This window comes from Pseudoalteromonas sp. HM-SA03 (assembly GCF_002289345.1).
Lineage (GTDB): Bacteria > Pseudomonadota > Gammaproteobacteria > Enterobacterales > Alteromonadaceae > Pseudoalteromonas.
Genome location: NZ_NSDG01000015.1, coordinates 1 through 359, shown reverse-complemented (window position 1 = coordinate 359; position 359 = coordinate 1). Strand labels below are relative to the sequence as shown.

Annotated in this window: 1 pseudogene; it reads left to right on the top strand. The window is 41.2% G+C overall.

What is annotated here, in order from left to right:
• Positions 1-6: 6 nt before the first annotated feature.
• Positions 7-359: pseudogene (locus CKO50_RS02215) on the top strand (transposase); the annotation flags it as partial.

Genomic DNA, 359 nt, shown 5'->3' with positions numbered 1-359 from the left:
CAAACGATGGCTACAGCCCGTAAAAAACAAATCAGTTTAACCGACACCAAATACTACCACTGTATCTCCCGTTGCGTAAGGCGCGCCTTCCTCTGTGGTGAAGATAAATTTACTGGCAAATCATACGAACACCGCCGTGATTGGGTTGAAGAAAAGCTATTGATGTTGGGGTCTGTGTTTTGTATTAATGTCTGTGCTTATGCCGTGATGAGTAATCACACTCACATTGTTTTATATGTTGATGATAAAAAAGCTAAGCGTCTGTCGGATGAAGCGATTGTAATACGATGGCACAAGTTGTTTAAAGGCAATTGGATAAGCCAAAAGTATATTGAAAATGAGCCACTCAGCGAATCGGA